18 protein-coding genes and 1 riboswitch are annotated in these 20,507 nt (G+C 40.2%); of the genes, 7 read left to right on the top strand and 11 right to left on the bottom strand.

Annotated features, from left to right (window positions below):
* Positions 1–48 precede the first annotated feature (48 nt).
* Together QMA08_RS14245 and glnA are read right to left on the bottom strand one after the other, a co-directional pair.
* Positions 49–570: a DUF4124 domain-containing protein gene (locus QMA08_RS14245; RefSeq protein WP_290174772.1), complete on the bottom strand. Its 522-nt coding sequence runs from the start codon at positions 568–570 to the stop codon at positions 49–51.
* Between the two features lie 113 nt (positions 571–683).
* A complete protein-coding gene (gene glnA / locus QMA08_RS14240; protein WP_002961121.1) occupies positions 684–2,090 on the bottom strand; it encodes a glutamate--ammonia ligase in 1,407 nt (468 codons plus the stop codon).
* A gap of 507 nt (positions 2,091–2,597) precedes the next feature.
* Here glnA and typA point away from each other — a divergent pair.
* The gene (typA, locus tag QMA08_RS14235; protein WP_002961123.1) at positions 2,598–4,421 is read left to right on the top strand and encodes a translational GTPase TypA; all 1,824 of its coding nucleotides are present in this window, start codon (positions 2,598–2,600) and stop codon (positions 4,419–4,421) included.
* Positions 4,422–4,787: 366 nt separating this feature from the next.
* Here the strand turns inward: typA and QMA08_RS14230 are convergent, their stop codons facing one another.
* The 3 genes from QMA08_RS14230 to QMA08_RS14220 form a co-directional block, all read right to left on the bottom strand.
* Positions 4,788–5,516 carry a CBM9 family sugar-binding protein gene (locus QMA08_RS14230; protein ID WP_290174771.1) on the bottom strand — a complete coding sequence of 243 codons (729 nt, stop codon included), beginning with the start codon at positions 5,514–5,516 and terminating at the stop codon, positions 4,788–4,790.
* A gap of 67 nt (positions 5,517–5,583) precedes the next feature.
* Positions 5,584–6,663, bottom strand: coding sequence for an MBL fold metallo-hydrolase (locus QMA08_RS14225; RefSeq protein WP_290174770.1), 1,080 nt, complete (start codon positions 6,661–6,663; stop codon positions 5,584–5,586).
* A 74-nt stretch (positions 6,664–6,737) separates the two neighbouring features.
* Positions 6,738–7,394, bottom strand: coding sequence for a DUF2959 domain-containing protein (locus QMA08_RS14220; RefSeq protein WP_010554796.1), 657 nt, complete (start codon positions 7,392–7,394; stop codon positions 6,738–6,740).
* An 87-nt stretch (positions 7,395–7,481) separates the two neighbouring features.
* Between QMA08_RS14220 and QMA08_RS14215 the strand changes: the two genes are divergently transcribed.
* Together QMA08_RS14215 and dtd are read left to right on the top strand one after the other, a co-directional pair.
* Positions 7,482–8,387: a virulence factor BrkB family protein gene (locus QMA08_RS14215; RefSeq protein ID WP_002961130.1), complete on the top strand. Its 906-nt coding sequence runs from the start codon at positions 7,482–7,484 to the stop codon at positions 8,385–8,387.
* Positions 8,388–8,825, top strand: a complete 438-nt coding sequence (dtd, locus tag QMA08_RS14210; protein WP_024597209.1) for a D-aminoacyl-tRNA deacylase — start codon at positions 8,388–8,390, stop codon at positions 8,823–8,825.
* On the opposite strand, the gene QMA08_RS14205 is transcribed toward dtd, so the two are convergent.
* On the bottom strand, positions 8,822–9,529 hold the full coding sequence (locus QMA08_RS14205; RefSeq protein WP_039488629.1) for a methyltransferase: 708 nt from the start codon (positions 9,527–9,529) through the stop codon (positions 8,822–8,824). The genes dtd and QMA08_RS14205 overlap by 4 nt on opposite strands.
* A 246-nt stretch (positions 9,530–9,775) precedes the next feature.
* On the opposite strand from QMA08_RS14205, the gene QMA08_RS14200 reads away from it, so the two are divergent.
* Positions 9,776–10,669: a bifunctional GNAT family N-acetyltransferase/hotdog fold thioesterase gene (locus QMA08_RS14200; RefSeq protein ID WP_002961136.1), complete on the top strand. Its 894-nt coding sequence runs from the start codon at positions 9,776–9,778 to the stop codon at positions 10,667–10,669.
* Positions 10,670–10,741: 72 nt separating this feature from the next.
* On the opposite strand, the gene QMA08_RS14195 is transcribed toward QMA08_RS14200, so the two are convergent.
* The 5 genes from QMA08_RS14195 to dapA form a co-directional block, all read right to left on the bottom strand.
* Positions 10,742–11,776, bottom strand: a complete 1,035-nt coding sequence (locus tag QMA08_RS14195) for a phospholipase A (protein ID WP_002958796.1) — start codon at positions 11,774–11,776, stop codon at positions 10,742–10,744.
* 378 nt (positions 11,777–12,154) lie between these two features.
* Complete coding sequence (locus tag QMA08_RS14190; RefSeq protein WP_149601967.1) at positions 12,155–13,276, bottom strand: succinylglutamate desuccinylase/aspartoacylase family protein; 1,122 nt, start codon at positions 13,274–13,276, stop codon at positions 12,155–12,157.
* A gap of 5 nt (positions 13,277–13,281) precedes the next feature.
* Positions 13,282–14,487 carry a PLP-dependent decarboxylase gene (locus QMA08_RS14185; protein WP_002958798.1) on the bottom strand — a complete coding sequence of 402 codons (1,206 nt, stop codon included), beginning with the start codon at positions 14,485–14,487 and terminating at the stop codon, positions 13,282–13,284.
* Complete coding sequence (locus tag QMA08_RS14180; protein WP_002958799.1) at positions 14,487–15,227, bottom strand: 2,3,4,5-tetrahydropyridine-2,6-dicarboxylate N-succinyltransferase; 741 nt, start codon at positions 15,225–15,227, stop codon at positions 14,487–14,489. The genes QMA08_RS14185 and QMA08_RS14180 overlap by 1 nt, the downstream gene beginning before the upstream one ends.
* Positions 15,228–15,242: 15 nt before the next feature.
* Entirely contained in the window at positions 15,243–16,127 is an 885-nt protein-coding gene (gene dapA / locus QMA08_RS14175; protein ID WP_002958800.1) for a 4-hydroxy-tetrahydrodipicolinate synthase, read from the bottom strand.
* A gap of 190 nt (positions 16,128–16,317) precedes the next feature.
* Positions 16,318–16,518, bottom strand: a riboswitch (Lysine riboswitch).
* A 191-nt stretch (positions 16,519–16,709) separates the two neighbouring features.
* On the opposite strand from dapA, the gene QMA08_RS14170 reads away from it, so the two are divergent.
* The 3 genes from QMA08_RS14170 to QMA08_RS14160 all read left to right on the top strand — a co-directional run bounded on the left by QMA08_RS14170 (position 16,710) and on the right by QMA08_RS14160 (position 20,278).
* Positions 16,710–17,408, top strand: a complete 699-nt coding sequence (locus tag QMA08_RS14170; protein ID WP_007376225.1) for a DNA-3-methyladenine glycosylase I — start codon at positions 16,710–16,712, stop codon at positions 17,406–17,408.
* Between the two features lie 8 nt (positions 17,409–17,416).
* On the top strand, positions 17,417–18,826 hold the full coding sequence (locus QMA08_RS14165; protein ID WP_290174769.1) for a protein adenylyltransferase SelO family protein: 1,410 nt from the start codon (positions 17,417–17,419) through the stop codon (positions 18,824–18,826).
* A gap of 390 nt (positions 18,827–19,216) precedes the next feature.
* A complete protein-coding gene (locus QMA08_RS14160; RefSeq protein WP_154903746.1) occupies positions 19,217–20,278 on the top strand; it encodes an OmpA family protein in 1,062 nt (353 codons plus the stop codon).
* The last annotated feature ends 229 nt before the right edge of the window (positions 20,279–20,507 follow it).

Raw genomic sequence — 20,507 nt, 5'->3', positions numbered from 1 at the left:
CAAGTTATATAGTAAAATACACTGCTGCACGTTTAGTAATGCCCCAATTTAGTTACTTAGGTTTAGTCCTTTTCGGTGCATAAAAAATATGCAGGGCTCACTTATAGCAATAACTTGGTTTTTACTATTAAAAAGCTTTAATTGTAGTGTGTGCTCACCACGTTCTACATCTCTTATTGCAAAGGTTGAACTGTCACTGGCTGGGCCATGTGCTTTGCCATCAATAAAAAGTTGTATAGTAAAACCAGTTTCAAAGCGCGGTTTTATTCGGCTAGTAACATAAACAGTGCCGGTATTTTCACGAATAGTCTGGTTATGATCAGGTGAGGAAATGGCAATACTAAAGCCCGCTTGTCGAGGCTGGGGTTGCTCGTCAAAAATGTCAGTATTTGTTGCAGGCATATTAAGATCTTGGCTGGTAAGCTTTACCTCTTTAGCACCTTTATGAGGGGTGTCAGAGAACACTAATACGCCATTTTTATCTTTCCAAGCGTATATCTTTGTTTCACCAGCGTAACCATAATTGCTTAATCCTAAAGCAATTAATAGTAATAAAATCTTGTTGTTCACTCTGCAGCCCTGCATTTTTGTCGGTAACTTAACTTTAGTGGAGATTGATTAATTTTACCATTAAAAAAGCCCGCAAAGCGGGCTTGAGAACACACATATTTTATACAGCTAAATTAACAGCTGTAGTACATTTCAAACTCAACTGGGTGAGTTGTCATGTTAAGCTTTTCAACTTCTTTAGATTTAAGTTCGATGTAAGCATCGATTAAGTCATCAGTGAATACACCACCTTGAGTTAAGAATTCACGGTCTGCGCTAAGTGCAGATAGTGCTTCGTCAAGTGATGCTGCAACAGTTGGGATTTCTGCTGCTTCTTCAGCTGGTAAGTCGTATAAATCTTTATCCATAGCATCGCCAGGGTGGATCTTGTTTTTGATACCATCAAGGCCAGCCATAAGCATTGCTGAGAAAGCAAGGTATGGGTTAGCTGTTGGATCTGGGAAGCGTACTTCAATACGACGACCTTTTTCAGATGGAACCACTGGGATACGGATTGATGCAGAACGGTTACGTGCAGAGTATGCAAGCATAACTGGTGCTTCAAAACCTGGTACTAAACGTTTATACGAGTTAGTAGAGGCATTTGCAAAAGCATTGATTGCTTTAGCATGCTTAATGATGCCGCCAATGTAGTAAAGTGCATCTTCAGAAAGACCGCCGTACTTATCACCAGCAAAAAGGTTTACACCATCTTTAGCAAGTGACTGGTGACAATGCATACCAGAACCGTTATCACCAACAACTGGCTTAGGCATAAACGTTGCTGTTTTACCGTATAAGTGAGCCATGTTATGGATAACATATTTCATTTCTTGGATTTCATCCGCTTTTAATACCATTGTATTAAAGCGAGTAGCAATCTCGTTTTGACCTGCTGTTGCAACTTCGTGGTGATGTGCTTCTACTACTTGGCCCATTTCTTCTAGAACTAGACACGTAGCTGAACGCCAATCTTGGAAGTCATCAACAGGAGCAACTGGGAAGTAACCGCCTTTAATACCTGGACGGTGACCTGTGTTGCCATCTGCATATTCTTTATCTGAGTTCCAAGCAGCTTGCTTAGAATCAATTTTGTACATAGAACCAGACATATCTGATTTGTATTTAACGTCGTCAAATACGAAAAACTCTGGCTCAGGGCCAAATAACACTGTATCTGCAATACCTGTAGAGCGCATGTAATCTTCAGCACGCTTAGCAACAGAACGCGGGTCGCGCTCATAACCTTGAAGCGTTGAAGGCTCTACTACGTCACAACGTACGATTAATGTTGATTCTTCAGTGAAAGGGTCTAGTTTGATTGATTCAGCAACTGGCATTAATACCATGTCTGATTCGTTTATGCCTTTCCAGCCTGCAATTGAAGAACCGTCAAACATTTTACCGTCTTCAAAAAAGTCTTCATCAACTTGGTGATGAGGAATAGATACATGTTGTTCTTTACCCTTAGTGTCAGTAAAGCGTAAATCAATGAACTTAACGTCATTTTCTTTAATAAAATCTAAAACCGATTGTGACATGTGTCCTCCAACTATTGGGTTTTGTTATTGCTGCATAATTGCTTTGGGATTTACTAAGCTGATTTTGTGCCATTTTTATAACTAGCTGTTTATAAATTAAAAAAATATCGTTGCATCAAAATGGAATGTACAAACGCACTATGTTGGTGCGTAAATTTTCCTTTTTGGTGCAAAATTTACAGGGCACAATTTGCTGCTAATTTAATCGCTCGGAAATAGCATAACCTGAATGCAAAAGAGTACCAAAAAGATCAGCAAAATAGCCAAAAAGGCTGTTTTTCAAAAAAAATTTGAAATTTAATTCATATAATTGTCATATATAAAACAGATACTTAGTAAAAGTATTGAGAAAGTTTTGAAATTTATATTGGATAAACTTTCATCCATGTCATTAATGAGGGATAATATGCGCCCTTTTAAATCCTATGCTGGGACATCTCGCGAAAGCGTGGATGAGTGCGTAGATCTTGCAGGATCAATGAGAATTTAATTTCTCTGAGTAAATATATGAGCATCGAACAGTTAAGAAATATAGCGATTATCGCGCACGTTGACCATGGTAAAACAACTCTGGTTGACAAACTACTTGAGCAATCAGGTACATTAGAAACACGCGGCGGTAACGAAGAGCGCGTGATGGACTCAAACGACATTGAGAAAGAACGTGGTATTACCATTTTGGCTAAAAACACAGCCATTTCTTGGAATGACTACCATATCAATATCGTAGATACCCCGGGACACGCCGATTTCGGTGGTGAAGTTGAACGCGTACTTTCGATGGCTGACTCAGTATTATTACTTGTTGATGCTCAAGAAGGTCCAATGCCGCAAACGCGTTTCGTTACGCAAAAAGCATTCGCGCAAGGCTTAAAGCCAATCGTCGTTATCAATAAAATTGATAAGCCAGGCGCTCGTCCAGATTGGGTTATGGATCAAATCTTTGATTTATTCGACAACCTTGGCGCGACTGACGAACAGTTAGACTTTAAAGTAATCTACGCTTCAGCAATCAACGGTTGGGCAACACTAGATTTAGACGAACCATCAGACAACATGGAACCTATGTTCAAGATGATCGTTGAAGAAGTATCACCACCGGATGCAGATCCTGAAGGTGACTTCCAAATGCAAATTTCTCAACTAGATTACAACTCTTATGTTGGTGTAGTTGGTATTGGTCGTATTAAACGTGGTTCTGTTGCTCCTAACCAACAAGTTACTATTATCAGTGCTGATGGCACTACACGTAATGGTAAAATTGGTGCAGTACAAAGCTACCTAGGTCTTGAGCGTATCGAAACTGATAGAGCTTACGCTGGTAACATCGTAACTGTAACAGGTATTGGTGAGCTTAAGATTTCTGACACAGTTTGTTTCCCAGGAAACGTTGAAGCATTACCACCACTAAGTGTTGATGAGCCAACTGTAACAATGACATTCTCTGTAAATAACTCACCTTTCTGTGGTAAAGAAGGTAAGTTTGTAACGTCACGTAATATCCGTGAGCGTTTAGACAAAGAATTAGTACACAACGTAGCACTTCGCGTTGAAGATACTGCTAGCCCAGATAGCTTCCGTGTTTCTGGTCGTGGTGAATTACACCTAGGTATCTTAATCGAAAACATGCGTCGTGAAGGTTACGAGCTTTCAGTTTCTCGTCCAGAAGTTATCTTACGTACAGTAGATGGCGTTCTAGAAGAACCGTTTGAAACAGTGACTATTGACTGTCAAGAAGAGCATCAAGGTTCTGTTATGGAACAAGTTGGCCTACGTAAAGGTGAACTTACTAACATGACTCCAGATGGCAAAGGCCGTATGCGTTTAGACTTCATGATCCCAAGCCGTGGTTTAATTGGTTTCCAAACTGATTTCATGACGCTTACTTCGGGTTCTGGTCTTATGTACCATACGTTCGATCATTATGGTCCTCATAAAGGTGGCGCTATCGGTGTTCGTAAGAACGGCGTAATGATTGCAAATGCAACTGGTAAAGCACTTACTAACGCATTATTTAACTTACAAGAGCGCGGCCGTTTATTCATCGGTCACGGTGTTGAAGTATACGAAGGTATGGTTATCGGTATTCATAACCGTGATAACGACCTTACAGTTAACGCCCTTAAAGGCAAGCAGTTAACTAACGTACGTGCATCTGGTACTGATGAAGCGCAAACGCTTTCTCCGCACCTTAACTACTCACTTGAGCAAGCGCTTGAATTCATCGATGATGACGAGCTAGTTGAAGTTACTCCACTAAACATTCGTATCCGTAAGAAACACCTTACAGAAAACGAACGTAAACGTGCGGGTCGTGCACCTAAGTCATAATCTATTAATTTAGAATAATGATTTTAAAAGCCGCTGTATTGAAAAATATAGCGGCTTTTTTGTGGATGAAAATAAGAGCTGTTAGCTATAGTCGTCAGTTGAAAGTATTTAGTTCAAAATTATATGACTACTGTTTTGAGATGAAATTTCCATAATATATTTACCTCTAAAAGCGCAGCGCCTCTTAACCTCTTTGTGAATAATTTACTTAAAGATCTTTTGCACAAGGAGAAGGGAATGAGAAGAGAAAGAGAGAGCTGAAACAGCCGATAATGCAAAGTAGCTGCGTTTGTTGGTGGGCTTTTTTCGTTGGGTTTCGCTTCGCTCAACCCAACATACGTGTTCAATTATTTTATTGGTAGCTACTTACTTTTTAGGAAGTAGGGTTATTTTGCCAAATACGTCGGCATCTATAAAACCACGGTTTCTGTCGCCATTTACTGGTTGTACTTCGTGTGAGCCCATAAAGTGCTCGCGCACGTCACTGCCATCGTTATCGCAATACGCTAGCATAAAGCCGATTACTTGTTTTTCGCTAAGTGTAAGTGGGGTGTTTTTAGCCCCTTCTTTGTAATCATTAGGGTAGAGCTTTATCGCTACTTCCCACGTAATGTTAAAAGGTGCGGTGGTGTTGCGCTTCCAGTTACTGACTAGGTGGTCGGTGTACAAATGGGCTTTTTTATCAGGTCCGTAATCGGCAGCTTGGTTATCAAGGCCAATATGGTACGCCAATGCGGTGTGATTAAATTGATGATTACCGCCCGATGCATCGCTATCAATAAATACTTCAAGCGCATCGTCATCCCAATATTTATAGGTTGGATCTGCGTGTGTATCTATTAAAACATCATCCACAATATCGGCTTGTAGGTATAAATAGTTTTGATCCCACAATAAACGATAACGCCCTTTAAAGTCGGCATCGTTTGATGGCAGTGTGCCATCCATTAGATAAGGCATGTCGTGCCAAGCGGCTTTATCCCATGCGCTTTCTGATACGCCATCAACAGTAATTGGAGTTGATGTATGTTCAACATCAATAGCCATTGCTGGGGTGCTTAACAAAAAGCTTAAGGCGAGTGCTAATTTCTTCATTAATCTCTCAATTTTATTGTCGATTTGTCTTAATGTAATAACAATCTTAAAACAGCTAAGTGAATAGTTACAGTGAAATACTCTCGCCTTCGTTTAAAATATACAGCGGCACTTTTGAATCCATTTTATTGTACATATGCAATAAGCGAAGTAAGGCTGAATGACTGCTGTGGTCGCCCATTTTCCAACTTGAGTTACCGTATCCCCACGGTATCATTACTTTACAATTAAGCTCTTGTGCTGCGTTGAGCGCGTCTTCTGGTGTGGTGTGAACGTAACGATAAAATTTACCACTTTCTTTACTGTAGTAAGAAGCGATTGGCATTAAGCACACATCTATATCGCCATATTTTTGCTGTATGTCTTTAAAGTGTTTTGAGTAGCCTGTATCGCCTGCAAAAAATAAGGTGCTACCGTTTTGTTCAAGCAGCCAGCCATTCCATAAGTCTTTATTGTTATCTTCGTAAATAAAGGGCACTAATACGCGAGCGCTAAAATGATGAGCTGGCACGGCGTTAATAACTAAGTCGTCAATGTTGGTTGTTGAGTACCATGGCATTTCGGTAATGTTAAAACCGCCGGTAGGGAAGTTGTCGGCCATCCCGAGTGGTGTTAAATAGCGAGGTTTATTGCCAATGCTTTGTATATCGGCTTTATTAAAATGATCGTAATGAATATGCGAATACATTACCGCATCAATATTTTCGAGTTCTTGCTCACTAGGCCAAGCGCCTGCTTTACGATAAATGCCACCGCTGAGTTTAAAGCCAAGTGCGACTGGAGAATCAAACTGATTTTTTACCGGATCAAACAGCACACTTTGACCATTTGGTGTGTTAATTACAAAACTAGCGTGGCCAAGCCAGCGTACGGTATAGCCGGTGCTAAGTTGTGGCTTAGTTTGCTGGCCTTGGTACTGGCAGTTTTCGCTGCCGGTTTTGCATAGTAAGTCTGGGTGAGCTGGGTAGCAGTTTTCAGTACAGGTAGTGGGATATGTTTTTTCATTTGTGTATAAATTTTTATAACGACCGTTCTTATCATTAATAACAACAACTGAGTCAGAACTGGTAATACGATGAATATTATTAGGTGCACCGCAGGCCGTTAATATACATAAGAGCGTTGTTGCGATTAAAAAGCGTTTCATTGTAAATCCCTTTTAGTATTCCCTTTAACATAAAAAAGCCTGCAATTAAGCAGGCTTGTTAAAGTAACAAATGATTAGCCAGCGCTATTCATTTGTTCAATAAATTTGTTTGAGTCGGCAATCGATTTGTTCATGTCGTTCATCAACAATTGAATATCGCGCTTAAGGTTAGTGAACTCACCTTTAATAGCCGATACCGCTTGTGCATTTAAGTTATGCTTTAAGTATAAAACGTTATCATGAAGCGAGGTTAATACTGGCTCCATTTTACTCTCTGCGCTGCGCATTGAGCGTAATAGCTGATCAAATTGACGCTTAGTCGCGGCTAGCTTTTTGCTGCTTTCACGCTTAAGTGATGCGCTTTTGTATTGCTCTAACTCATCGCCCCACTCATCAAATAGCGCTTCTGCCACGTCTTCTACTTTATTGATGTTAGTTGACACTTCGTTAGCGGCATTTAAGCTCGACTCGTAATCGTCGTTTAATTGATTGTAAGTGTCTTGTAGTTCGCCACCATTAAAATCGATTAGAGTCGTTAAGCGCTCTAATGCCGATTTAAATTCTTCTTGTGACTCTTGCTGAGAGTCTTTGGTTTCTTCTACGCGGTCAATAAGAATATCGCGTTTGTGAACACCCACTTTTTCCATCGCAGAATAATAAGCTGATTGGCAGCCAGTTAAAGTAAGTGTTACTACAAGCATTGAAACACTGAGTAATGTTTGTTTTTTCATTTGAATTCCTGTTTACGAGCGTTAGTGCTGTAAATTATGGCGCTGATTGTTATTATAATCAAAACTATATAAGCACAAGTCAATTGTATGAATGATAAGCTCTCACATTACAAACAGCAAGTTAAGTCCTTTATACGCCAGCAGCCTGGTTGGTGGATGCAGTATTTTAATCGTTGTATAGACGATCAGATAACGGTTAATGCAGGTTACCTTGCTTACGTAACCCTTCTTTCTTTAGTGCCATTAATTGCGGTGGGTGTTGCTATATTTTCAGCTTTTCCGGGCTTTGAATCTACTCGCATGGAAATTGAGAGCTTTTTGTTTACCAACTTTGTCCCTACCTCTACCGATGTTATTAGAGAGCACATTAGCTCCTTTGCCGGTAACGCTAATCAAATGACGGCGGTAGGTATTGGCTTTTTAGCTGCAATAGCCTTGCTGTTAATACGTAATGTAGATGCCACACTAAATCGAATTTGGCGAATTAAGAAAAAACGCCCAATGATGATCTCATTTGCTGTGTACTGGATGGTTTTGAGCTTAGGGCCTGTATTACTCGGAGCGAGTATTGGTGTTACCTCTTATATTGTATCTTTGGTATCGTTTGCTGATCAGGGTATTCCTGGGTTTAGCGGGTTTTTGTTAAAGTTATTGCCGTATGGAATTTCGATGGTGGGCTTTATTATGCTCTACACCTTAGTGCCTAATACGCGTGTATCGTTCAGAGCGGCAATACCTGGCGCTTTTTTTGCGGCACTTTTATTTGAGCTGACTAAAAAAGGGTTTGCACTTTATATTAGCCATTTTCCTTCGTACGAAGTTATTTACGGCGCAGTAGCAACCATTCCTATTTTGTTTGTATGGGTGTATTTGTCGTGGGTGGTTGTTTTGCTTGGTGCTGAATTTACTGCGTGTATTAGCCCAAATGATATTCCAGAAACACCAGAACTTGAACTAGAAGATGATGAACCAGCAGTAAAGGACACAGTTTAAATGCAAGGTTTAATACAACGCGTAAAGCATGCCAAAGTAGAAATTAACAACCAAGTAGTAGGTGAAATTAGCCAAGGTATATTGTTGTTGCTGGGCGTTGAAAAGCACGACGATACGCAAACGGCCGATAAGCTTTTACACAAGGTAAGTAATTATCGTATTTTTACTGACGAAAACGACAAAATGAACTTAAGCCTTAAAGATATCAAAGGTGAGTTACTGGTGGTTTCGCAATTTACGCTAGCGGCTGATACTAAAAAGGGTATGCGCCCTAGTTTTTCATCTGCGGCAACGCCAAGCCAAGCTAACGAGCTTTACGAATACTTTGTAGCTCAAGCTAAAGAGTTGGGGCTTACAATAGCCACAGGTGAGTTTGGTGCCGATATGCAAGTAAGCTTGTGTAACGATGGGCCCGTTACGTTTAACTTATCTGTTTAAACTTTTTTAGTAACCACGACAATATGATTTACATAGCCCGTAATTTTTTGCGGGCTAATGTTACAACCAAATACATCGAGTAATAGCTGTTGAAGTTGTTTTAATTGCGACTCATGCTGCGATAAAAAGTTAATAAATAGCACACCATTGTTATTTAAAGCCGAGTAAATTTTTTTATAAAATGCCTCTTCAAATAAAAATCGAGGTGCATCTATCTGGCTAAACAAATCTAAAATAATCCAATCAATATTTTGCGCACTTTTTAAAATCTGTTGCGCATCGGCGCAAAGCAGTTGCTCATTTTTATTTGACGAAAAAAATTGGGTATAGCAATCAATAATATCGGCGTTTTTTTCAACCGATGTTATTTGTGCTTTAGGGTATTTGTGTTGTAAATAATTACGAATTGCTCCGCCGCCGAGGCCGAGTTCTAACACTTTTTGTGGCGGCTTAAGAGCCTGCCAATGCTTACCTAGGCATAATAAGTGTGGAAAAAGTAATAAATCCGGGTTATTTAAATCAATAACAGACTGAAGAGTGTCGTTAATCAGTAACCAGCGTAACTGCTCGTGCTCACGTACTTGAATGTGATCGCCACTGTATTTATGCCAATAGATTAACTGACCAACGCTGTGGCTATTTTCAATAAATTGATCGCCCAGCAAACCCGTCAGTGAATTTATATAATTGATTTTTTCAGTCATATTCTCAGCATAAACTAGCAACGTTAAAGCGCAATGGACTTTGCCATTATTTTTTACGTTATTTTACAGCCATCACCAAAGTCGTATTTGCAGTTTTTTTAAGATGGAGTATGGTATTTGCCATAAATAATACCAACGGACTTAATTATTTAAGCTTTTTAGTTTGGTAGATAATCAATACTATTAGTATAGCGCCGTAGCCTTTTTTGACTTTTATTTACGGCTTATATAACAACAGGAGTATGTATGTTTCAGGTAAGCACCCCACAAAGTAGCGAAGATTGGCAAGCGTATTACCAATTGCGTTGGCAGGTATTACGCGCGCCTTGGGGCGAGCCACGTGGCTCTGAACAAGACGATATGGAACAAGACTCTGAGCACCGCTTTATAAAAAATAAAGAAGGCGAAGTGCTAGGTGTAGCACGTTTGCACTTTAACAATCATGAGCAAGCACAAGTGCGCTATATGGCGGTTGCAGAGGGTAATCGTAACCAGCATATTGGTAGTCGCTTACTGCACGAGCTTGAAAAAATTGCATGGGTTCAAAACGCAGGCGAGCTTGTATTGTTTGCACGCGAACGAGCGCTTGAGTTTTATAAACGCCACGGTTACGAATTAAAAGAAAAAGCGCACTTAGCGTATGGCGATGTTCAACACTTTAAAATGGTAAAGCAAAAACCGTCTGAGCCAGGTTGGTTTCGTCACCCTAATTGGACGCAAGTACTACAAAATACGTGGCGTGAGTCTATTCCAATTAGTGACGCGATGGGTATTAAGGTAGAAAGTTATACCGATTGGCAATTTACAACCAGCGCCGACCTAGACGCTAACTTAAACCTACATAACACTATGTTTGCAGGTTCTATTTATAGCTTGGCCACGCTAACAGGTTGGGGCGCTACGTACTTAGCACTTAAAGAAGCTGGGCTTGAAGGTAATATTGTATTAGCCGATGCTAACATTAAGTACTTAAAACCGCTTACTACCGACCCACGTGGTTGTGTCGATATACAAACCTGTAAGGGCAAGTTAAGCGATTTAGAAACCGATGGTAAAGCAAGTTACGTAGTGCCTGTAACTATTTACGATGGTGATAACGTGGTTGCAGAATTTGAAGGGCAGTTTGTAGTAAAAAAATAACTGTTTAGCTGCTCTAAACACAAAAAAGCCAAGCAATGCTTGGCTTTTTTGTGCGTAAAACTTAGGGAAGTATCACAGCAGATCGGTTAATAATATACCGACACCAATACGTTCTACATCCGCATTGTAATCAATTAAGCTTTCGCCATAACCGTTAAAGTATTGTGCATAACCACGAACGCGACCCCATAAAGGAAACGACCAGTCGAGTTGAATTGCACCACGATTATCTGAATTTAAATTGTTACGCGTCATAAAGCTAAATTCATGGTCATGAAAACGATACGCGCCGCTAAATTCAAAGTAACCCATGTATTTGTATATGTCTGGGTTGTCGTCGCCATTGGCTTCTAAAATATCTTCTTTTTCGTCCTCAGCTATTCGGTACCAAGGTTTAAAGCTAAAAACAAAGCCTCTGTTTTCCCAGATAAAGTCTGCATAAATACGGTTCCACGAACGTGAGTTTGGTTGGCTTCGACCATTTGATTGATGCGAAATACCTAATGCGATTGCCATTTCGTCGCCCCATAATACGTTTTCTGGGTCGAGGTAATTTATCCAAAATATCTCTGGTTCGTAGTTTGTTTCACGAAATGGAGAAGAAATTTCTGAGTTATAAATTTGCCAATATGATTGCAGTGTAAAGCCAAAAAATATGGCTTGGTCTTTATCCGAAAAATCATCGTAAAGTGGCACTTTTATCGATAGCTGATATTTTGCTTCTAGGTTGTCGAGCGGTTCGCCGTCGTTATCATCTGTTAGTGCATCAAAACCATCAAAAGGGCGATCGTTTGGGTGTGATACGTACGAAAGCGGTAAAATATAGTTACGCTTATGTGGCGTAATTACATTTCTATTTTTTTTACCTACTTCTTCACGGGCTTGGCGTTTATCAAGCGCGGTAAGTTGTTTATTTTCTTCAAGAGCTGAACACTTTTTACGAAGATCGTCTAATGTCTGTTTACCATCTCCGCCAATTACCTCATTTAAAATACACTGTTTTACAAGCTCGATGTCGTTATCTTGCTCGTTTGTAGCAACTTCTTCTTGTGCGAAGGTAGCGGTACTAATTAAAGCAGAAAGAGTTATCCAGTGGCGCCAGCTCATTGTAATTCCTTGTGAGTTTGGGTTGTTGTATACGTTAATTTAATTATAACGTCTTTTTACATATGTAACGGTGAACTTTTACTGAATTTGCATTTATAACAAGGTCTATACGTATACAAAGTAAAGATAGATCAAAAGAAAAGCGGCCTAAGCCGCTTTTCTAATGCAAATTAACTATTTTAGTTAATTTATACCAATTTTATTAAAAACATGATCATTCTAGCGTATTAAATAACTCACTAACTACGTTAAAAATTATTTATATAGAACAACTATGTACCATAATTTTAGCCTTGTTATTAAGCTATTTCCTTATCGCTATAATAGATCACTAATTTAATGCAATTGGTATTACTCTCACGCAATGAGAAGGGTGAGCTAAAGCTCAAATATGTTAGTAAAAAACTTATAAAGCTCGGTACCTTGATTAACACTCGCTGAGGCAAAGTGCAAAATAGCAATTGCATCGCAATCAAGAGTAAGTGTTTGCAATGGTTGCTCACTTAAGTAGCGCTCCATGCGTAAAATATTGGCAATAGGCTCACCAGCTTTAATGTGCCCGCCAAGTGGAGCTAAGTATTCAACCATGCCGCCAATAGGGGCATAATAGGCAAAGTAGTCATCTAAGTTACATGCATAACGAGTGATATTAGCTGGCGTATGCGGTGCGTTTTGTAATACGCCTTTGTGATTTAAGTAACTTAAAATGCTGTTTGCATCGTTTAATGCTTCTTTTAAGTCTATTTTTTCTTGGCTGCCTAGCTCTACAGTAAATGCTTCTACAGGTATTGATAATTCGCGACCTTGTCCGCTAAGTGCATCACTTAAATGCCACCATGGGCAAAAGTTAGCTTCATCCATAGCGCCGTCAAAATCACTAGGAATAAGCAATACATGTTCAATATTAAAGTAACGTGCGCTGTCGGTTGCATAGCTTGGGCAGTACAGATGCTTGCTTGAAATAGGGCCTGTGTGTAAATCGAGTACTATATCAGCCTGATGAGCGAGCTTTTGTAAGTTAAGCGCAATGCGTTTACCCGTATTGAGTAAATAAGCAGGGCCGTTAAGTTTGCTGTCTACTTCGTCAATAAGTGCCTTTTTGAAGTTACTTTTTAATGTAGCGTCGTCATACTGAGTATGATTTTGTGCAAACTGTGTCACTAAATTTTTATTGTAGTGATACATGCGATTCCAATTAGTGCCCGTAATCGGATCGAACCTGCCAAGGGTAAACTCGCCAGATTTTTGATTACAACCAATCGGATTTGCATAAGGTACAAGGGTAATATCGCCACTAAGGTTAAGGTGTTTTAATTGCTCAAGCAGCTGAAAAATAACTGCGTTACCTTGCACTTCAGCGCCATGCATATTGGCCTGAATGTAAACACTTGGCCCTGTGCCATCGCCTTTTAAACGATACACAGGAATTGTAAGCGGTAAGCCGTTTGCAACTTCCCCTACTACAATGTTCTCTTGGCTAATGTGTGTTGTATTACTCATACTTGTTACCTTAAATAATGGCTGGCATTTTCGGCTTGGCGAACACAGGTAAGTGTACCGTTTTGCAAGGTGTACTCAGCAGCTAGCTCATGGCATAAAAAATACGGCATACTTTCGGTAAAGCCGTAAGCACCGCATTGGCTAAACACTAGCCAGTCGTGCTCATTTAAATCGCTTGGTAAGTTATGTTCACCCAAGCAATCAAGCGCTGTACAAAGTGGGCCATATAAAGTGACCGCTTGAGTTTTAGCACTGGATTCACGCAGTAATGCAGCAGGAAAGTCTTGGCTGGTAACAGCAGGGCGTAATAAGTGATTTATACCGCCGCTTAAAATTACTTGTTCTTGATTGTAGTTTTGTTTGCGCTCTACTACTGGGTTTGCGTAATGACCGCATTCGCCAACGGCATAGCGACCAAGTTCCATCCATAATTCTTCTACACCCGCATCATTTTTAATTTTAGCGAGCGCAGCAATTAAGTCATCCCAATCAAGTGTTGCTTCGTTTTGTGTATAAGGAATACCTAAGCCGCCGCCTAAATCGAGAATCTTAAGGCTAATATTTAAATCGCTGGCAAGTTGGCTAAGAGGTGCAATCATTTGTGACCACAAGTCGCTTAGTTTTTGCGTGCTAAGCATGTTGCCCCACTGAAAAATATGCAGGCCGTCAAATTTAAGCGCAGGGTAGTCAGCTACATTGAGTGCTTGCCACTCATCACAGCCCAAACCAAATGGCGTAAGGCTGTCGCCGCCCAGTGGGTTTTTTTCACCTTCAGGCCAACGTAATTGTACACGCAGTAATACTTGTAACTGCGTATTTTGTAATTGTGCTTGTTGGTTTAACCAACGTACTTGATTGAGGCTTTCGGCTACGAATATACGCACGCCGCGCTCAATAAAGTGTTTAATTTGTTTAGGGCTTTTTGCAGGCCCTGTGTTGAGCACGCGCTGCGAGCTAATACCTTGTGCTAGTACTTGCTCAAGCTCACCTTTACTTGCTACGTCAAAATTAAAGCCAGCACTGTCTAAGCTTTGAATAATTTTAGACAGTGGGTTTGCTTTTACCGCGTACCATAGTTTTACATCGGTTTGCGCAACTAAACGCGCAAGATGCGTGTTTAGTTGATCTAAATCGTAAACAAAAAAAGGTGTATCAAGTTGTTGTGTAATAGTATTTACAGCGGTTTTGATAGGCGTGCTCAAAAAGCTCATTATCGTAAAACCTCTTCAAGCAATAACGATGCATCGCTTTTCTCGTCGCGGTATTTAACTATTAACGCACACGACATGCTTAGGCCTTGCTCGCGCGCCCATTCGTTTGACGCAGGGCGAGAGCCTGGTATTACAATCGCGTACTCTGGGATTGGCTCGCCTTTATCAAGTTGGCGCTCGTTTACGCAGTCGTATACTGGAATAGTTGCTGATAAACGCACGCCAGGGGCAAGTACTGCGCCTTTTTTAATGACTACGCCTTCAACAATAATACAGCCTGCACCAATAAAGGCGTCGTCTTCTACAACTACTGGGCTTGCACCGATTGGCTCAAGTACACCACCAAGCTGAACTGCAGCACTTAAATGTACGTTTTTACCTACTTGTGCACAAGAACCCACTAATGCGTGGCTATCTACCATTGTGCCTTCGTCGATATATGCACCAATGTTTACATACGCTGGTGGCATAATAATCGTGCCTTTAGCAACATAAGCACCACGGCGAACACTTGAGCCACCTGGTACCATACGAACGCCATCATCAGTACTAAATTCTTGCGGAGCTAAGTTATGTTTATCAACAAAGCCGCCTGCAAACTCAGTATTAGTGCCATTTTTAAAGGCTTCTAAAATGCCTTGCTTTACTTCTACGTTAGCTTGCCATTGGCCGCTTTCGTTTTGTGATGCTGCGCGTACTGCGCCCGATTCTAAATTATTTAATAGTTCTAACCAGCTCATTATAAAAACCTGTATTTAATGCCAAGATAAAATGGTGTTGTTTGCAGTTGTAATGCAATCGGTTTGAGTTAACTCAAGATGTGTTAAAGGTGGACGAAGTTGCGGGCTGCTTAAGCGGCCTTGCAAATGCATCAGTACCTTTACGGGAATAGGGTTTGCGACAGCAAATAGACTATTAATAGCGCTTGACCACTGGGCAAATAAGTTAGGGTGTTGACCACTTAAACTGCGCTTAACAAACTCGTGAGTTTGTTCAGGCCATGCGTTTGCAGCTACCGACACCAAACCTTTTGCGCCAGCTTGAGCAAAATAAGGCATTAGCGCATCGTCGCCACTAAAAATAGCTAAATTAGGCGCCGCTTGGCGGTAAGCTTCAAACTGAGCAATACTGCCGCTCGCTTCTTTTAACGCCCATAAATTTTTATTGTTTTGTAAGTTTTGAATTGTTGCCGCTGGGATGCTAACAGCGCTTCGACCCGGTACGTTATAAAGCATACATGGGTGAGCGCTTGCATTTAGTAGGCTTTCAAACCAATGAGTTTGACCTATAGCACCAGGCTTTGCATAAAGCGGTGAGCCAAGTAAAAAGCTATGAATTGGTAGTGTATTACAGTAGTTAACCCACTCAATTTGTTGCTTTAAGTTACTACCGCCCACAGCAACCATGAGTGGTACTGTTGGTTTTAGCTGGCATACGTGTTCAACAATGGCTTGTTGCTCTTTTAGCGTTAGTGCTAAACCTTCGCCCGTACTGCCAAGTAGCAAAATACCGTTATGTGCCGCTTCTTGATCGCTAACCAGCTTAGTTAACGTGTTGTAGTCAACATCGCCGTGTTGATCAAATGGCGTAACGAGCGCGGTCCACAGTGAGTAGTCGTTTAAATTGAAGTTGTTGATCATCTCTCACGAACTTATAATTTGTACCAACTTTATTAAAAACGTGATCATTTTAGCGATAACTAATTTAATGCAATTGGTATTATTCGAAGAGTTAAAAAGCTTTATGGAAGGAGCCGCATTAACGTCGTTCGAACTAATAATTCGAAGAGCGAATGGGCTTAAAATAATAGGGCGCACGGCCTTAATATTTAAGACCAGAAGCTCTCCACCAAACTAACAAGCTGCTTTTTATAAGCAGCTATTGGTGACAGTCGCTAGGGTTCAACCTAGTCGCCCGAAATAAACACCTCGCAAAAGTGGTTACTTCTCGGCGTTAATTCCCCTCACGTATGCTTATTGGAGTTTGCGCTCCTAACATACGCTACCTGAATAACGCACCTCTTCTAGCCCTTTGCACCTGTTTGTAGAGTAAAACTTACAAACCTGTGCAATTTAAATAGGGTAATTACGGCGATTAAAGCATTTTAGCCGTCTAGGTGTCAAGCGACTAAATACAGATTAATTCATCGAAAAGAGGGGTGGTTACGTATTAGGTGCTTTTCTCGTACACTAGCAATATAAGTAGTGAGGTATTTAATTAGTATGGAAAAATTTAGCGATATTTATAAGCGAGCGGTAGAGCGAAAAGGCTCTGAAAAAATGCTTAAGTTATTACTTGCAAAACCGCTATCTAAAAAACAACTAAGCACGTTAAGTGACGACGATTGGCTTGAAGAATTTACTCGAAAAGTATTTCAAAGCGGCTTTTATTGGTCAGTCATAAATAATAAGTGGCCGGGCTTTAGAGAGGTTTTTTGGGATTTTAGCGTTGATAAGTTATTAATGATGCCACCTGATATGCTGGAACAAAAAGCAACGGATGAGCGCATTGTTCGTAACTATAAAAAAGTAAAAACAATTACCGAAAATGCTTACATGATCCACGAAATAGCAGGGGAACATGGCAGTTTTAGTCAGTTTATCGCTAATTGGCCAACAGACGATATTATTGGTTTGTGGGCGTATTTAAAAAAACATGGTTCGCGTTTAGGCGGAAATACAGGGCCTTACGCGTTGCGAGCACTTGGTAAAGATACATTTTTACTATCACGCGATGTAGAGAATTATTTGCGTGCCCATAAAATTATAGACGGCGGCTTACAAACTAAAAAGTCACTAAATGCAGCCCAAGCTTTTTTTAACGAAATGCAAAAGCAAAGCGGCTTAAGTATGCAAGAGTTAAGCTTAATTGTTGCTTATGGCGTAGGTGACAACCGTGTTGGTATAAGTCAGCAACAATAGGAATTACCATGAAATTAGTGCCAAGATACACAGATGTTGCGGAAAACTTCGCGATAGAAGATTTTCCTGCAAGTGTCGCCTCTCCTCAGTTATTGCTGTGGAACGAGAGTTTAGCAAAACAATTTAATATTAACGTTGCGGCTGATTTGCGTGCCAGCACTTTTAGCGGTAACGAAAAACAGGCGATTCCTGCAGTAGCACTTGGTTACTCTGGGCACCAATTTGGACATTTTTCACCACGCTTAGGCGATGGACGAGCGCACTTACTGGGCGCTATTAGTGATGATGAAAACCAGTTATGGGATATTCAATTAAAAGGCTCTGGTGCTACTCCTTACTCAAGAGGTGGGGATGGACGTTGCGCACTTGGCCCTGCTATTCGTGAATACGTAATGAGCGAGGCAATGCATGCACTGGGAGTTAAAACCACACGCTGCTTAGCGGTTGTTGGTAGTGGTGAAACGGTTTATCGTAATCCGCCACAAGCTGGGGCTATCGTTACGCGTGTAGCAACTAGCCATATTCGTGTTGGCTCGTTTCAATATTTAGCGACGCAAGGCGATGTTGAAGGGCTTAAAAATTTAGCCGATTTAGCTATAGAGCGTCACTACCCAGAAATAACCGATACAGGTTCGCAGCGATATTTAGCATTTTTAGGCGCTGTGATTAAAAACCAAGTTAAGCTAGTTGTGAGCTGGATGCGTGTTGGCTTTATTCACGGAGTAATGAATACAGATAATACGCTAGTTAGCGGAGAGACCATTGATTACGGCCCGTGTGCCATGATGAATAGCTTTGATTTTGATACCGTATTTAGCTCTATAGACAAACAAGGCCGCTATGCATTCGGTAATCAACCTAATATAGCTAACTGGAACTGCGCACGCTTAGCTGAGAGCTTAATACCGCTTATTAGCGATGATGACGAGCAAGCGGTTTCATTAATGACGCCATTTATTAATCGTTTTGCTGAGCAGTTTAATACTGAGTTTACGGCTATGTGGGCACAAAAACTGGGTTTAAATGAATCTAGCGATAGTAGTGGCGAGTTAATAGCAGAGTTGTTAACGCTATTAAAAGATAATCAGCTCGATTACACCAATACCTTTGATGCGCTTACTGAATCCTTAAAAGGAGAAAAAAGCGTACCTGAGTCGCTAATTGAATGGAGAGCTAGGTGGGTAAGTTTAACTGACGATAATAGTTATGAAGTAATGAGAGCGGCAAATCCTCGTGTTATACCGCGTAATCATGTGATCGAAGAAATAATTGCACAATATAACGCTACAGGATCTAGCGAGTTACTACAGCGCTTTATAAAAATAGCTGGGAATCCATATTCTAACAGTGAAGAGTTATCAGAGTTTTGCTCTCCACCGACGAATGATAATGACTACCAGACTTTTTGTGGTACTTAATACTTAACTTTAAATATAACCACATGATTAAAAAGAGTCATTTTTTAATCAAACATGCGCATATACCTAGGGGAATGCTAATTCTGGTGGTATTATGCGCACAATTAAAACTAAGCAATATTTCTTTGCATTTATAAGTGCATTCAATTTAATTGCTCTTACATTCCTTGCTAAGTACTAATTTACAAAAACCTACTATATTTATTTTTCAATAAAGTTTTAATTTCGCCTATAGTAAGTGGATGTGTGTTGCGACAAGGCATAGAAAAAAGTAATAAACTTTATTTTTCGTTAAGTATTGATTAACAAAGGCTCAGTTAGTCTATATAAAACTGATTGAGCTAGTATCGATTAGCTACAATTTAAAATTGTTCAAATGGGAAGAAAACAATGAAATTAAAATCACTTACAATTGCAATCGCGTTGGCTGCAACTAGCGCATCTACATTCGCTGCTGATAAAGAAGAAGGTTTCTACATTGGCGCATTTGGCGACTACTATGACGCATCTTGGAAAAACATGCGTGACCAAGCAGGTCTTGACGTAAACGAATCAACTGGCTGGGGTGTTGAAGCTGGTTACCGTTTCAGTGATTACTGGAGCGCACGTCTTGAATATGCAGACATGGATTTTAATGCTTTTGATAAAGTTGCTGGCAACCGTAACAATATTGATGGCGAGCGTTACGGTATTGATGCTCTTTACCATTTAGACGGCGGTCCTTTCTATGGTCTTTTCGGTATTAAAGAAATTGACGTAGTTGATGACAACACATTCTTAAATGCAGGTGTTGGTTACCAACATTTCATTACAGATGGTTTATTTGTAAATGCTGAAACAGCTGTATATCAAGGTCTTGACCGTGGTTACACAGATGTTGGCGCTAAAATTGGTATTAACTACTTATTTGGCCAAAACTCTGCTCCTGTAGAGCCAGTAAAACCAGCTCCAGAGCCTAAAGTAGTTGAAGTAGCTGTAGCTCCTGTAGACAGCGACAACGATAACATTCCTGATGCAGATGATAAGTGTGCTAACACACCTATGACTGATGCTGTAGATGGTACTGGTTGTACTTTATATGAAGATAAAGAAGTAACAGTAAGCTTATTAGTGACTTTCCCTAACAATGCTTCTGCAGTATCTACTCAATACTTAAATGATATTGAAAAAGTATCTGCATTCTTAAAAGAGTACCCAGATACAACAGTACTATTAGAAGGTCACACTTCTGCTGTAGGTAAAGCAACTTACAACAAATGGTTATCTAAAAAACGTGCTGATGCTGTAGCTAAGCAACTTGTTGCTGATGGTATTGCTGAAGACCGTATTACTACAGTTGGTTTAGGTGAAGAGCGTCTTAAAAATGATGCAAACACTAAAGCTGCAAACGCAGAAAACCGTCGTGTAGAAGCGCATATCAAAACTATCAAAAACGTTAAAGTTTTACGTTAATTAAATAGTTTGTAATAAAAACCCAGCCAAGTGCTGGGTTTTTTTATGCCTGTAATAAATTAATATTAGTTAATGGTAATGATTCTTACTTAATAAGTATTCATGAAAATAGTTTTTACCACAACCACTATTCATAGTATTTATAATCGGTATAATCAGTTGCGCAACTGGATGGATTTTCATCTATCCATAAAAGCTTTATAATTACGCGTTAGAATACTATAAGTAT

Origin of the sequence: Pseudoalteromonas sp. APC 3355 (assembly GCF_030407615.1) — a bacterium.
Classification (GTDB): domain Bacteria; phylum Pseudomonadota; class Gammaproteobacteria; order Enterobacterales; family Alteromonadaceae; genus Pseudoalteromonas; species Pseudoalteromonas distincta.
The sequence above is the reverse complement of the archived record's forward strand: the minus strand, read 5'-3'. Positions and strand labels throughout refer to the sequence as shown.

Excerpts from the sequence above, each read along its gene's own strand:
- glnA (WP_002961121.1), bottom strand. The coding sequence starts at position 2,090 with ATGTCACAATCGGTTTTAGATTTTATTAAAGAAAATGACGTTAAGTTC.
- typA (WP_002961123.1), top strand. The coding sequence starts at position 2,598 with ATGAGCATCGAACAGTTAAGAAATATAGCGATTATCGCGCACGTTGAC.
- QMA08_RS14230 (WP_290174771.1), bottom strand. The coding sequence starts at position 5,516 with ATGAAGAAATTAGCACTCGCCTTAAGCTTTTTGTTAAGCACCCCAGCA.
- QMA08_RS14225 (WP_290174770.1), bottom strand. The coding sequence starts at position 6,663 with ATGAAACGCTTTTTAATCGCAACAACGCTCTTATGTATATTAACGGCC.
- QMA08_RS14220 (WP_010554796.1), bottom strand. The coding sequence starts at position 7,394 with ATGAAAAAACAAACATTACTCAGTGTTTCAATGCTTGTAGTAACACTT.
- QMA08_RS14215 (WP_002961130.1), top strand. The coding sequence starts at position 7,482 with ATGAATGATAAGCTCTCACATTACAAACAGCAAGTTAAGTCCTTTATA.
- dtd (WP_024597209.1), top strand. The coding sequence starts at position 8,388 with ATGCAAGGTTTAATACAACGCGTAAAGCATGCCAAAGTAGAAATTAAC.
- QMA08_RS14205 (WP_039488629.1), bottom strand. The coding sequence starts at position 9,529 with ATGACTGAAAAAATCAATTATATAAATTCACTGACGGGTTTGCTGGGC.
- QMA08_RS14200 (WP_002961136.1), top strand. The coding sequence starts at position 9,776 with ATGTTTCAGGTAAGCACCCCACAAAGTAGCGAAGATTGGCAAGCGTAT.
- QMA08_RS14195 (WP_002958796.1), bottom strand. The coding sequence starts at position 11,776 with ATGAGCTGGCGCCACTGGATAACTCTTTCTGCTTTAATTAGTACCGCT.
- QMA08_RS14190 (WP_149601967.1), bottom strand. The coding sequence starts at position 13,276 with ATGAGTAATACAACACACATTAGCCAAGAGAACATTGTAGTAGGGGAA.
- QMA08_RS14185 (WP_002958798.1), bottom strand. The coding sequence starts at position 14,487 with ATGAGCTTTTTGAGCACGCCTATCAAAACCGCTGTAAATACTATTACA.
- QMA08_RS14180 (WP_002958799.1), bottom strand. The coding sequence starts at position 15,227 with ATGAGCTGGTTAGAACTATTAAATAATTTAGAATCGGGCGCAGTACGC.
- dapA (WP_002958800.1), bottom strand. The coding sequence starts at position 16,127 with ATGATCAACAACTTCAATTTAAACGACTACTCACTGTGGACCGCGCTC.
- QMA08_RS14170 (WP_007376225.1), top strand. The coding sequence starts at position 16,710 with ATGGAAAAATTTAGCGATATTTATAAGCGAGCGGTAGAGCGAAAAGGC.
- QMA08_RS14165 (WP_290174769.1), top strand. The coding sequence starts at position 17,417 with ATGAAATTAGTGCCAAGATACACAGATGTTGCGGAAAACTTCGCGATA.
- QMA08_RS14160 (WP_154903746.1), top strand. The coding sequence starts at position 19,217 with ATGAAATTAAAATCACTTACAATTGCAATCGCGTTGGCTGCAACTAGC.